Below are 12,608 nucleotides of genomic sequence, written 5' to 3'. Positions count from 1 at the left end.
GGCACGCATGAGCGAACCCCTCGATCTGAGCCTGGATGGCGTGGAGCGTCGCTCCCTCGCCGAATTCACCGAACAGGCTTATCTCAACTATTCCATGTACGTGATCATGGACCGCGCCCTGCCGCACATCGGCGACGGCCTCAAGCCCGTCCAGCGGCGCATCGTCTATGCCATGAGCGAACTGGGCCTGGATGCCGACTCCAAGCACAAGAAGTCGGCGCGTACCGTCGGCGACGTGCTTGGCAAGTTCCACCCCCATGGCGACTCCGCCTGCTACGAAGCCATGGTGCTGATGGCCCAGCCCTTCAGCTACCGCTACACGCTGGTGGATGGCCAGGGCAACTGGGGTGCGCCGGACGACCCCAAATCCTTCGCCGCCATGCGTTATACCGAGGCGCGGCTGTCGCGCTATTCCGAAGTGCTGCTCAGCGAGCTGGGCCAGGGCACCGTGGATTGGGGCCCGAACTTCGACGGCACCCTGAACGAGCCGCTGGTGCTGCCGGCGCGCCTGCCGAACATCCTGCTCAACGGCACCACCGGCATCGCCGTGGGCATGGCCACCGACGTGCCGCCGCACAACCTGCGCGAGGTCGCTGCCGCCTGCGTGCAGCTGCTGGACGAGCCCAAGGCCACCATCGAGCAGCTGTGCGAGCACATTGCCGGGCCGGACTACCCGACCGAGGCGGAGATCATCACGCCGCGCGCCGACCTGTTGAAAATCTACGAGACCGGCCGTGGCTCGGTGCGCATGCGCGCCGTGTACCAGATCGAGGATGGCGACATCGTCGTCACCGCGCTGCCGCACCAGGTCTCCGGTGCCAAGGTGCTGGAGCAGATCGCCGCGATGATGCAGGCCAAGCCTTCCAAGGCGCCGCAGATCGCCGACTTGCGTGACGAGTCCGATCACGAGAACCCCTGCCGCATCGTGATCATCCCTACCAACAGCCGTGTCGATCACGAAGCGCTGATGCAGCACCTGTTCGCCAGCACCGACCTTGAGTCCACCTACCGGGTGAACATCAACATCATCGGCCTGGACGGCAGGCCCCAGGTCAAGGACCTGCGCACCCTGCTCACCGAGTGGCTGACCTTCCGCGTCGGCACCGTGCGCCGGCGCCTGCAGTTCCGCCTGGACAAGGTGGAGCATCGCCTGCACCTGCTGGAAGGCCGCCTGATCGCCTTCCTCAACCTCGATGAAGTGATCCGCATCATCCGTACCGAGGACCAGCCCAAGCCGGTGCTGATGGAGCGCTTCGGCCTCACCGAGATCCAGGCCGAATACATCCTCGAGACCCGCTTGCGCCAACTGGCCCGCCTGGAAGAGATGCAGATCCGTGGCGAGCAGGAAGAGCTGGCCAAGGAACGTGACAAGCTGCTGGCCCTGCTGGGCAGCGAAGCCAAGCTGAAGAAGCTGGTGCGCAAGGAAATCCTCGAGGACGCCGAGAAGTACGGCGACGACCGTCGCTCGCCCATCGTCGCTCGCGCCGAAGCCAAGGCGCTGACCGAGCACGACCTGCTGCCGAACGAGAAGGTCACCGTGGTGCTGTCGGAGAAGGGCTGGGTCCGCTCCGCCAAGGGCCACGAGATCGACGCCACCAGCCTGTCCTATAAGGCCGGTGATGGCTTCAAGGTTGCCGCACCGGGGCGTTCCAACCAGTACGCCGTGTTCATCGACTCCACTGGCCGCAGCTACTCGCTGGCGGCCCATACCCTGCCGTCTGCCCGTGGCCAGGGCGAGCCGCTCACCGGCCGCCTGACCCCGCCGCCGGGGGCGACCTTCGAATGCGTGCTGCTGCCCGAGGACGATGCGCTCTACGTGATCGCCTCGGACGCCGGCTACGGCTTCGTGGTCAAGGGCGAGGACCTGCAGGCCAAGAACAAGGCCGGCAAGGCCCTGGTCAGCCTGCCCGCCGGTGCTCGAGTGGTCGCGCCGCGCCCGCTCACCAGCCTAGAGGAAGACTGGCTGGCAGCGGTGACCACCGAAGGTCGCCTGCTGCTGTTCAAGGTCGCCGACCTGCCGCAGCTGGCCAAGGGCAAGGGCAACAAGATCATCGGCATCCCCGGTGATCGCGTGGCAAGCCGCGAGGAATACCTGACCGACCTGGCAGTTTTGCCGGCCGGCGCTACGCTGGTGCTCCAGGCCGGCAAGCGCACCCTTTCGCTCAAGGCCGACGACCTGGAGCACTACAAGGGTGAGCGTGGCCGTCGTGGCAACAAGCTGCCACGCGGCTTCCAGCGCGTCGATGCGCTGCTGGTCGAGGTGCCGGCCTAAGCCTGCACCTGCCGCTCGTCGGCTGCCATTCGACGCACGAGGCTGGAGTCATCCGCCACATTGGCGGATGATATGTCCCCTCGGGCCGAACGCGGTTGTGGCGGGCGCCCCGAACATCAATGAATCCGACTGCGGGTCGCCGTGCGGCGGCCCTGGGTGAGAAAGATGAAGCGTCTTCCCTTGTTAGCGCTGCTGACCGGCCTTCTGGGCCTGGGCGGTTGCGTTCACAACGCGCCGGTACCCATGTACCAGCTCGACAGCGGCACCGCCGAACTGCCGGACCAGTCCGCCGGCATGGCCGTGCTGCTCGGGCCGGTTTCGGTTGCCGACTACCTGCAGCGCGAAACCCTCCTGCAACGCCAGCCCGATGGCAGCCTGACTGCCTCCACCGATGGCCGCTGGGCCGGCAGTCTGGCCGGTGATATCGACCAGTTGCTGCTGCGCCAGCTGTCGTGGCGCCTGGACAGCCAGCGTCTGGTCCTGGCCCCTGCCAACCCCGGCTTCACGCCCGAGATCCAGGTACTGCTGAGCATCAGTCGCCTCGATTCCGGCCCCCAGCGCCCTGCGGTGCTGGAAGCCCAGTGGCGCGTGCTCGACAAGGCCGGTCAGCTGCGTGACAGCCGTCTGGTGCGCCTGGAACAGCCCCACAGCGGCACCGCCGCTGATCAGGTGCGGGCCCAGAGCCAACTGCTGCAACAACTGGCCGAGCAACTGGCCGGTGCGGTCAAGCCCCTCTCTGGCCAGCCTGCCGCTGCCGCCGAGGAGCCGCGCAAGGCCACCGCCGCCCCGGCGCGTGCCCGTGAGCCTGTGCCGCCGAAGATTCCCATGGCCGCCCCGGTGCGCACCGATGTGGAAGTGTTCCGCTTCTGATCGCCGCAGATACACGAAAAAGCCCGCTTGATGCGGGCTTTTTCATGGGCTGCGAATTCTATCGATCGACCTGGCGTTCACTCGGCCCGGCGCTTGCCGAACAGGCGTCGCAGGCCGAAGCCGCCAAGAGCCAGGACCAGGCAGGGCAGGCCTACCCAGCGGGCTTCGGAGAGCAGCACATCCAGGCCGCGCTGGGTGAAGAAACCTCCGATGAAGGGCGACACCTCGATGGGACGCCAGGGCAGGAAGTAGCGCTGCAGGTCCCAGGGCCAGAACCAGGCCACGCCCAGGCCGCCGTCGGTCAGGGCATCCAGCAGGCTGTGGCTGAGGGTCGAGAGCCCGACGAACAGGCCGGCCTTCAGCGGGCCGCAGCGCAGCAGCGGAGCGATCAGGGCGCCGAACAGGGCGCAGCAGCCGGCGAACAGCAGTGAATGGCTGAAGCCCCTGTGGCCGAAGGCGTCGGCGTAGGCGATGCCCAGCTTGAAGGCGGCGACGTCGGCGTCCGGCAGGCAGGCGAAGAACAGCCCGGCCAGGAGCAGGCGCGGCGGGATCACGCGGCTGCCGAGGGCGATGCCCACCGCGAGGACGGGCAGGGGATGGGTGATCAGGGTGGTCATGGCGCCTTCCTTGGCGCCGGGGGCTCAGCGGCGCCCGGCGTCGTGCATGCGGGCCAGCTGGCGTTCCAGCAACGAGGGGTAGGGGTCCAGCAGGCGTTCGACGCAGCAGGCGCCTTCCGGGCTGGCGATGGGGCGTACGCGGGCACGCTGGCGCACCAGGCCGTCGTCGGCGATGGCGCGTTCCACCAGCAGCAGGTTGCGGCTGTGCTGGCTCAACGCCAGGGCGTTCTGGGTGGTGTCATCCAGCAGCAGGTCGCCCTGGCCGAGGCCGGCGAGGCTGTCGCCGAGGGTCAGGCCGAGCTGCAGCTGCAAGGTGATGCCACTGTCGGCCACTTCGATCTGCAGGGCGTGGCCGAGGGCACGCAGCAGCTCGCCGCAGCAGAGCGCGTGGGTCAGGTGGTCCTCACCGCTGTCCGCGCTGTGGAACAGCATCAGACTGCTGCCATCGTTGAGGGTGTGCAGTTCGCTCTGATAGAGCTGGGCGGCCTGGTCGAGGCAGTCACGGTAGCGTTGCAGCAGGTCCAGCAGGCGGGTGCGGGGCAGGCGGCGCAGCTGGTCCTGGGCGCCCAGCTGGACGGCCAGCACGGCGCTGCGATGCAGCTCGTCGCGCGCTTCGGGTACGGCTTCCGGCTCTGGAGCCACTACGGCGGGTGGTGCTTCCTCGCGCGGACGCAGGTCGGCGAAGGGATCGTCCTCGTCGGGGGTGAACAGGCGGCTGGGGCGCTCTTCCTCGACGGCGTCGCTGTCGTAGCTGTCATCGCGCAGGTCGCGGATCTCGAAGGCCGGCTCGTCGTCCTGCTCTTCGGGGAAGTCTTCTTCCTCGTCCAGGTACTGTTCTTCGATCTCGGGTTCCGGCTCGGGTTCGGGCTTCTCCGGCACCAGGCGTGCCTGCAGCTGGCGGGCGAGGTCGCCGATTTCGTCCTGGCGGCCAGCGCCGGGCGCGGGGTCGTCCGGGTCACGCAGCCACACCCGCAGTTGCAGCAGCGGCGTGGAGATGTGCCGGCCGAGGCGCAGGCTGAGGGACAGCGCCAGAGCCAGGAGGATGAGGCTGAGCAGGCCCATGCTTTGCAGGCTGATGGTCATGGGCTGCTGGAACTGCTGCATGTCCAGGCTCAGGCGCAGGTGCCCGGCTATCACTTCCTGGAAGGTGATGGGCGTGGAGTACAGGCCCTCGACCTCACCGAGCAGGCCCTGCTTCGGGCGCGAGCCGGCCTCGGCAAGGATGCGGTTGTCCACGCTGTAGATGGCCGCATGGGCCACCAGGGGGTTCTTCACCAGATTGTTGAGCAGCACGTTGAGGCTAAGGATGTCGTTGGACACCAGCAGCTCGGTGGCGGAAGCGGCGGTCTGCGCGGTCAGGCTCTGGCCCAGGGCGTCGGCTTGCTGCTGCATCGCCTGCTTGAACTGCATGCCCATCACCCAGGCGTAGATCACCAGGGCCAGGGCTACGAGCAGGAGGCTGTGGCTGGCGATGCGCAAGGCGATCGGCACACGGCGCTGGCGCAGGGCGTGGAAGATCAGCAGGAAGAAGTTGTCGGGTTTGACGGGCGTAGGCCGGTTCACAGAGCTCGGCTCTTCTCGGACGGAATTGTGGCGCAGTATAACGGCGCCCCCTAGCAGGGCAAAGCGCCCGGCATGCTCGTCAGACCGTGAAAGTGGGTAGAATGTGCGCCTTTTCCACTGCGGGAGGTGCGCCTTGCGCGAAATAGTCCTGATCAACATCACCGGGGAAGACCGTCCCGGCCTGACCGCCGCGATTACCGGCGTACTCGCACAGGGCGGGGTGAACATCCTCGATATCGGCCAGGCGGTCATCCACGACACGCTGTCGTTCGGCATCCTGGTGGAAATTCCCGGCACCGAGCAGGCCTCCTCCGTGCTCAAGGACGTGCTCTTCACCGCTTACAAGCTGGACCAGCAGGTGCGTTTCACCCCGGTTTCCGAGGCGGACTACCAGGTGTGGGTCGGTGGCCAGGGCAAGCCCCGGCACATGGTGACCCTGCTGACCCGCAAGGTCACTGCCGAGCAGCTGCAGCGCGTGAGTGCCATCACCGCCAAGTACGGCCTGAACATCGACCATATCGATCGCCTGTCCGGGCGCATGCCGCTGGACATGCCGGCGAGCCAGGGCAAGGGCTGCATCGAGTTTTCCGTGCGCGGCGAGCCGGCCGACCCGGTGGCGCTGCGCGCCGAGTTCCTCAGTGTGGCCCAGGAGCTGAACGTCGACATCGCCTTCCAGCGCGACTCGGTGTTCCGCCGCAACCGTCGCCTGGCGGTGTTCGACATGGATTCCACGCTGATCGAAGCCGAAGTGATCGACGAGCTGGCCAAGGCCGCTGGCGTCGGCGAGCAGGTGGCCGAGATCACCGAGCGCACCATGCGCGGCGAACTGGATTTCCGCGCCAGCTTCAAGGAGCGCCTGGCGCTGCTCAAGGGCCTCTCCGAGGACGTGCTGGAAGAGATCGGTGCCTCGCTGCGCCTGACCGAAGGTGCCGAGACCCTGTTCGCCGAGCTCAAACGCCTTGGCTACAAGACCGCGATTCTCTCCGGTGGCTTCAGCTACTTCGCCAAGCAGCTGCAGGCCAAACTGGGCATCGACTACGTATTCGCCAACGAACTGCAGATCGAAGACGGCAAGCTCACCGGCGTGGCCGTCGAGCCGATCGTCGACGCCCAGCGCAAGGCCGACCTGCTGCGTGAGCTGGCGGAGAAGGAAGGGCTGCGCCTGGAGCAGACCATCGCCGTGGGCGACGGTGCCAACGACCTGCCGATGCTGGCCCTGGCCGGCCTGGGCGTGGCCTTCCGTGCCAAGCCGCTGGTCAAGCAGTCGGCCAAGCAGGCCATTTCCACCCTGGGGCTGGATGGCATCCTCTACCTGCTGGGCTTCCGCGACCGCGACGGCCTGGAGTGAGTGACGCTTGAACGAGAAAGCCGCCCGAGGGCGGCTTTTTCTTTGGGCGGTTGGAAAGGCGGCTTATTCGTCGCCGGACGAGAAGTCGTAGTCCATCGACTGGCTCGGGCCCTGCAGGTAGTAACCCTGGATGTAGTTGACCCCGGCCTGCCAGAGGGTGGCCAGGACGCTGGCGCTCTCGACATAGGGCACGATGGTCAGCTTGGCCTGGGAGTGCAGGCTGGCGAGCAGGGTCTTCAGCGCTTCCTGGCTTTCCGCCTTGCTCAGGTCCTGGGTGAAGGAGCCATCCACTTTCACGAAGTCGATGTTCAGGTGCTTGAGCGTGTTGAACGGGTTGAGCGCGCAGCCGAACTGGCTCAGGGCGACCTGGCAGTGCAGCTCGGCGAGGCCTTGGGTCAGGGCCTTGGCCTGCTTCAGGTAGGCGATGGCGTCCGGCTCGCTGAACTGGAAGATCAGCGCATCGGACGGCAGGCGTGCGGCCTTGAGGGCGACGCTGAGCCATGGCAGCAGGGTCTGGTCCTGCAGGCTGACGCCGGACAGGTGCACGAACAGGCGCGTGCTGTGGCCCTTGGAGCGGTGCTCGGACAGCAGCTTGATGGAGTTGAGGATCACCCAGCGGTCGATCTTCTCGGCCAGCCCGGCTTCCCGTGCCGCGCCGAGGAAGTCGGCCGGCGGTACTTCTTCGCCCTGGGGGCTGAGCAGGCGCAGGAGGACTTCGTAGTGCTCGAAGTTGTCGCCGCGCAGGCTGATGATCGGCTGGAACAGCAGGCGGAAGCTGTTGTTCTCCAGGGCCTGCTGGACCATGGCCACCAGGCTGCCGCGGTTGGCGGCGGCGGCCAGTTCGCTGGCCGGGTTGTACAGGCGCACTTCATTGCCGTCGGTGATCTCGTCCGCGCAGCGATGGGCGCGATCGATCACTTCCTGGGCCTTGGGCGTGGTTTCGTTGAGGCCGGCGACACCGATGGACAGGCTGAACTGCACGGTGCGGCCGCTGACGTCGAACAGGTGGCCTTCGACCTTCTTCAGCAGCGTACCCAGGCCTTCGCGGGCCTGTTCCGGGGTGATGCCCGGCTGCAGCACGCTGAACACGTCGTCACCGAAGCGCGCCAATTGCGCGTCGGCCGGGAAGTGGGCGCGCAGCAGGTTGGCCAGGTCGGTGAGCAGCAGGTCGCTGCCGGCGATGCCGACGTCCGCCTGCAGGCCGGAGTAGCGGTCGACGCGGATGTAGGCGAGGGAGGCGGGCTGGCCGGCATTCACCGCGCGGTCGGCGGCGGCGTCCATCAGCTCGCTGAAGTGGTTGCGGTTGTACAGGCCGGTGACCAGGTCCTGGCTGCTGATCTCGCGCAGCTTCTCTTCCAGCTCGGCGCTGGCCGTTTCCGCGCGGATCACCACCTGGATGCACGGCTCGCCGTCATAGGTGGCGGGGGAGAAGCTCATGCGGGCCTGGAAGCTCTGGCCGTCGACCTTGGCGCCCGAGCAGGTCAGCTCGGCGCTGCCGTCGCCACTGCGGTAGTTCTTGAGGAAGTCCTTGAACACCACTTGGTCGCAACTGGCGATCAGGTCGATCATCGGCATGCCTTCCAGCTCTTCCGCATCCTCGTAGCCGAACATCTCGACATAGGCGCGGTTGGCGTAGATGTGCATGCCGTCGTGGACGTAGGTGATGGCGTCCACCGAGCTGTCCAGCAGCAACTGGCAGCGTTTCTCGGCTTCGCGCAGGCTCACTTCGGCGGCGCGGCGGGAGCGGCGTTCTTCGAGGTTGGCCAGTTCGCGGTTGGCGACCAGCACCAGGCGCTCGTCCTCGCCCTGGGGCAGGGCGTCCTGGGCGCCGAGGGCCAGCGCCTCGGTGATCAGGTCCGAGTCGTTCTCCGTCACCAATTGGATGAAGGGAATGTCCTTGGCCTGGCGGCGGATGGCGTTGAGGGCTTCGCCAGGGGAGAGGTTGTCACTCTCGGGGGCGGCGATGAGCAGGTCCCAGCTCTGCTGGAGGACCTCGGCGAGGTCATCGCTGGAGACCAGGCGATGCACGCGGGTCGCGCGACCCGAGTTGCGAAACAGGCTGACCAGGCGCTCGGCTTCGTTCTGCGAGTCTTCCAGGATCAGCAGACGGATGGTTTTCTTTTCGATTGCCATGGCGTGTGCTTAGACCGCGCCGAACGGGCGCTAATAGGCGACAAATGGTGATGGCACGGGAATCTACAGCGACTTCCAGAGGGAGTCAAAATCTTCCTCCCCGGCAGCGCTTCGCTCGCTGGAAGCTGTGACGGGCTTCCCGGGATTCTCGCTTTCCTGCTCGAACGCGCGGTATTCGAACTGGTTGAAACTGCCGGTGGTGGTCTGGCGACTGGTGAGCACGGCGCGACGTTCCTTGCCATGGATGTTGATCTGTACCTTGTTGCCTTCCTGGAAGGGCAGGCGCGGGGTGATCAGGGTGGCCGGGCGCGAGATGGCGCTGATTTCCGGCAGCAGCAGTGCGCGCAGGTAATGGCTGTGCTGGTCGGCCTTGCGCAGCAGTTGCAGGCCACAGGCCTGGGCGTGGGGGGCGATCAGTTCGATGCCCATCTGCGTGCCGCCACCGCGGACCTGGCGGATCCAGCGCACCACGGCAACGCTCCAGCCTTGGCCGGGGGCGTCCTGGATGCCCAGGAGTTCTCCGGCCTGCAACTGGCTGGGGACTTCCTTGGGCCAGCTCAGGCAGTAACCGCCCGGACTGTGGTTGACGATGGTGAGGGCGAAGGTCGGGTAGCTCTCCGCGCTGGGCGCGGCGGCAGCGTGCTGCGGCGAGGTGTCGCCACTGACCACGGGCTTGCTGTATTGGATCTCTTCGTAGGGCAGGCCGGCTTCCCAGTTCTGGTTGGGCTGGGCGTCGAAGGCGTTGCCCCAGATATCGCCCTCGTCCTTGTTGATCGGTTTGAACACCGCCTGGCCGACCTCGACCGGAAGCTTGAGGATTTCACTGAACGGCTTGCTGCCGGAGATGAAGAAGTGCAGGGCGCTCATGCCGATGCACAGGGTCAGGGTGCCGCGGCCCGGGTTGCGCTGGAAGGTGCGCTCGGAAATGTCGCCCCAGGCGGAGCTCAGGTGTTGCAGCAAGTCCAGGGTGATGCCATCGGGAACCTGCAGACGTGCCTTGTCGCGGTTCTCGTTGGGCAGTAGCAGGTATTCCTTGATCGCGTCCACCAGGGGCAGCGGATCGATGCCCAGCAGATTGGGCAGCTCGCTGTCCTGGAACAGCGACTTGTACCTCGGCGGGCCATCTACCTGGGTGGCAACGGCGAACAGCGTCGATGGCTCGTTGCCGCGCTGCAGCCTTACCAGGCCACTCCAGGGCTCCAGTACTTCGGCGAGGCGAGCGATGTTGTTCTGGCGCATCTGGTTGCAGCGCGAGCAGCCTAGCAGCAGGGCCACGAGGTAAGTCTGCTCGACGCTCAGGCCTTCGGTGTGACGGGCCAGGTTGTCGCGAATGATGGCGCGCTGGACCTGGCGGGATACGGCGATCTGGTAGAGCTGATGCAGCTCCAGCCACAGGCCTTCGGGCACGGGGCAGTACAGCTGGCTGGCGCGGATCAGCGCGCCGTTGAGGCTGTGCATGGCCCGTTGCAGGGCGATGGTCAGCAGTTGCGCGCCTTCCTTGGACTGGCGGGACGATTCCTGGGCGACGATCTGCTTGTAGCCGATGGACAGGTGGTTCTGCAGGGCCTGGCAGAGGTTGGCGACCTTGCGCGGGCGCTCGTCGAGGACGATGGCCTGGTTGAGGAAGTGGCGCTCCAGGTGCTGGCAGACGTAGTAGACCTCGGGGCGCAGCAGTTCGAGCAACTGCAGGCGGTTGTCGCTGGCGGTGACGAGTTGGTTGAGTTCCACCAAGGCCTGGTAGAGCTGGCGCGCGGTCTCGCCGAGGTTGGCTTTGGGCAGTCCGGAGATCCAGCGTTTCAGATCACGCGGGGAGGCGTCGCAGAAGGACAGGCTCTGCTTGTTCGGAGTAGGAACACGCAATAACAGGTGGGGACTCTGTTTGTCCATGTAGCTCGAATACTCCAACTGCAGCGGGCAAGACGTGCGGAAATTTCACTCGCACTCTAGCAGCATCCCTTGCGGCCCGCAGCCCATCGCGGGGCTGGTGTGGCAAAGTGCTGCTACGGAATGGACGGCGAGCCGGGCGGCTGCACTGCAAGGTTGGACATTCGGTCGCAGCCTTGCGTTCAACCCGGCCCGCCCGGTTTATCAGGCCTGTGCGGGCTGTGCCAGCAGTTCGCCCATGCTCACCGCGCTGCCGGCGGCAAGGCCTTCGGCCCAGCGGATCTGCTGCGGGCCGAAGAGCACGATGGCGGTGGAGCCCAGCTTGAAGCGGCCCAGCTCGGCGCCTTTCTCCAGGGTGATCGGCGCACGTGCGGCTTCGTCGTAGCGGAAGGTCTTCAGCTCGCGCTTGGGCGGCGTTACCAGGCCGGCCCAGACGGTCTCGATGGAGGCGACGATCATCGCGCCCACCAGTACCACGGCCATCGGGCCGCGCTCGGTGTCGAACAGGCAGACCACGCGCTCGTTGCGGGCGAAGAGTTCGGGCACGTTCTCGGCGGTGCTCTGGTTCACCGAGAACAGGCGGCCGGGCACGTAGACCATTTCACGCAGGGTGCCGCCCAAGGGGGCGTGCACGCGGTGGTAGTCGCGGGGCGACAGGTAGATGGTGGCGAAGTCACCGCCCATGAAGGGGGCGGCGCGCTCGGCGTCACCGCCCAGCAGTTCCAGCACGCTGAAGCTGTGGCCCTTGGCCTGGAAGATACGACCGTGCTCGATGGGGCCGAGCTGGCTGACCGCACCGTCTGCCGGGCAGAGGATGGCGCCGGGCGTCGGGTCGAGCGGGCGCGCACCGTCTTTCAGGGCGCGGGTGAAGAAGGCGTTGAAGTGCTCGTAGGCGGTGAGGTCCTCGACCAGGGCTTCGTTCATATTCACCTGGTAGCGGCGGGCGAACCAGGCGGTGAAGGCGTTCTTGAACCAGCGCACGCGACACTCCGCCACGCAGCCGGCCAGGCGCGAGAGCAGGTGATGAGGCAGCAGGTATTGGCTGATGATGAACAGGCGTTCTTTCATGGGTGTTCCTTGTTTACCGGAGGCTCAAGCCTCGACAGGGGTATCCGGGTGGTTGCCCCACTCCGACCAGGAGCCGGCGTAGCCCTTGACGCGGGGGTAGCCCAGCGCCTTGGCCACCAGGTAGGTGAAGCCGGAGCGGTGGTGGGTCTGGCAGTGGGTAACGATTTCCTTGTCCGGGGTGATGCCGAGCGATTGCAGGATCTCGGCGATGTCTTCGCGGATGCGTAATGCGCGCTGAGGGTCCATGCCGGCGGTCCATTCGAAGTTCACCGCGCCGGGGATGTGCCCGCCCTTGGCTGCCAGCACCTTGGTGCCGGCGTACTCTCCGGGGCCGCGCGCGTCCCAGATGGCCAGGTCGGCGGCGCCGAGGCGGCTCTGCAGGTACTCGCGGGTGGCGGTGGGCTCGTCATGGATCACCAGCGGCAGCGGGCCGCCAGCCGGGGCTGGAGTCTCGGTCGCGGTGGCGCGGCCATCGGCCAGCCAGGCGTGCAGGCCACCGTTCAGGTAGTGATAGCGGCCGTGGCCGATCACATCCAGCAGCCAGATGAAGCGCCCGGCCCAGCCACCGCCCTCGTCGTCATAGACCACATAGGTGGCGTCACTGCGCTGGCCCAGTTCGCCGAACAGGGTTTCGAGATCAACCTTGGCGGGCAGCAGGCCGGGAGCCGGTGCCTGGCCGAGCTGGGTGCGCTTGGGGTCGACGAAGCGGGCGCCGGGAATGTGGCCTTCGGCGTAGCGCGCGGCGCTGGTCAGGTCCACCAGGATCAGGTCGGGCGCATCGAGTCGAGCGGCCAGGTCGGCCGGTTCGATGACCAGTGGCAGGCCGGAAAAGGCGGACATTGAACACTCCGGA

Annotated in this window: 9 protein-coding genes; 3 read left to right on the top strand and 6 right to left on the bottom strand. The window is 66.7% G+C overall.

The features are described 5' to 3' along the window. The first annotated feature begins 7 nt into the window (after positions 1-7). Positions 8-2,272: a DNA topoisomerase IV subunit A gene (parC, locus tag OEJ36_RS24790; RefSeq protein WP_263403783.1), complete on the top strand. Its 2,265-nt coding sequence runs from the start codon at positions 8-10 to the stop codon at positions 2,270-2,272. Positions 2,273-2,437: 165 nt separating this feature from the next. Further along, on the top strand, positions 2,438-3,142 hold the full coding sequence (locus tag OEJ36_RS24785; protein WP_031287800.1) for a PqiC family protein: 705 nt from the start codon (positions 2,438-2,440) through the stop codon (positions 3,140-3,142). Positions 3,143-3,219: 77 nt separating this feature from the next. Here OEJ36_RS24785 and OEJ36_RS24780 read toward each other — a convergent pair whose 3' ends face one another. Next, positions 3,220-3,759: a metal-dependent hydrolase gene (locus OEJ36_RS24780; RefSeq protein ID WP_263403782.1), complete on the bottom strand. Its 540-nt coding sequence runs from the start codon at positions 3,757-3,759 to the stop codon at positions 3,220-3,222. Between the two features lie 24 nt (positions 3,760-3,783). After that, positions 3,784-5,322, bottom strand: a complete 1,539-nt coding sequence (locus OEJ36_RS24775) for an AhpA/YtjB family protein (protein ID WP_263403781.1) — start codon at positions 5,320-5,322, stop codon at positions 3,784-3,786. A gap of 133 nt (positions 5,323-5,455) precedes the next feature. Here OEJ36_RS24775 and serB point away from each other — a divergent pair, with 133 nt between their 5' ends. After that, positions 5,456-6,670 carry a phosphoserine phosphatase SerB gene (gene serB, locus OEJ36_RS24770; protein ID WP_263403780.1) on the top strand — a complete coding sequence of 405 codons (1,215 nt, stop codon included), beginning with the start codon at positions 5,456-5,458 and terminating at the stop codon, positions 6,668-6,670. Between the two features lie 63 nt (positions 6,671-6,733). Here the strand turns inward: serB and OEJ36_RS24765 are convergent, their stop codons facing one another. From OEJ36_RS24765 to rhdA, 4 genes are all read right to left on the bottom strand, one after another. After that, entirely contained in the window at positions 6,734-8,803 is a 2,070-nt protein-coding gene (locus OEJ36_RS24765; RefSeq protein ID WP_263403779.1) for an EAL domain-containing protein, read from the bottom strand. 63 nt (positions 8,804-8,866) lie between these two features. After that, positions 8,867-10,690 carry a molecular chaperone gene (locus tag OEJ36_RS24760; RefSeq protein WP_263403778.1) on the bottom strand — a complete coding sequence of 608 codons (1,824 nt, stop codon included), beginning with the start codon at positions 10,688-10,690 and terminating at the stop codon, positions 8,867-8,869. Between the two features lie 201 nt (positions 10,691-10,891). After that, positions 10,892-11,755, bottom strand: coding sequence for an archaetidylserine decarboxylase (asd, locus tag OEJ36_RS24755; RefSeq protein ID WP_263403777.1), 864 nt, complete (start codon positions 11,753-11,755; stop codon positions 10,892-10,894). A 24-nt stretch (positions 11,756-11,779) separates the two neighbouring features. Beyond that, complete coding sequence (gene rhdA, locus OEJ36_RS24750; RefSeq protein WP_263403776.1) at positions 11,780-12,595, bottom strand: thiosulfate sulfurtransferase; 816 nt, start codon at positions 12,593-12,595, stop codon at positions 11,780-11,782. Positions 12,596-12,608: the final 13 nt, after the last annotated feature.

Source organism: Pseudomonas sp. PDM13 (assembly GCF_025685765.1).
Taxonomy (GTDB): domain Bacteria; phylum Pseudomonadota; class Gammaproteobacteria; order Pseudomonadales; family Pseudomonadaceae; genus Metapseudomonas; species Metapseudomonas solani.
Note: the sequence above shows the minus strand (reverse complement) of the source record. Positions and strands in the feature narration are given on the sequence as shown.

Coding starts and splice junctions, on each gene's coding strand:
- parC (WP_263403783.1), top strand. CDS start 8: ATGAGCGAACCCCTCGATCTGAGCCTGGATGGCGTGGAGCGTCGCTCC.
- OEJ36_RS24785 (WP_031287800.1), top strand. CDS start 2,438: ATGAAGCGTCTTCCCTTGTTAGCGCTGCTGACCGGCCTTCTGGGCCTG.
- OEJ36_RS24780 (WP_263403782.1), bottom strand. CDS start 3,759: ATGACCACCCTGATCACCCATCCCCTGCCCGTCCTCGCGGTGGGCATC.
- OEJ36_RS24765 (WP_263403779.1), bottom strand. CDS start 8,803: ATGGCAATCGAAAAGAAAACCATCCGTCTGCTGATCCTGGAAGACTCG.
- OEJ36_RS24760 (WP_263403778.1), bottom strand. CDS start 10,690: ATGGACAAACAGAGTCCCCACCTGTTATTGCGTGTTCCTACTCCGAAC.
- asd (WP_263403777.1), bottom strand. CDS start 11,755: ATGAAAGAACGCCTGTTCATCATCAGCCAATACCTGCTGCCTCATCAC.
- rhdA (WP_263403776.1), bottom strand. CDS start 12,595: ATGTCCGCCTTTTCCGGCCTGCCACTGGTCATCGAACCGGCCGACCTG.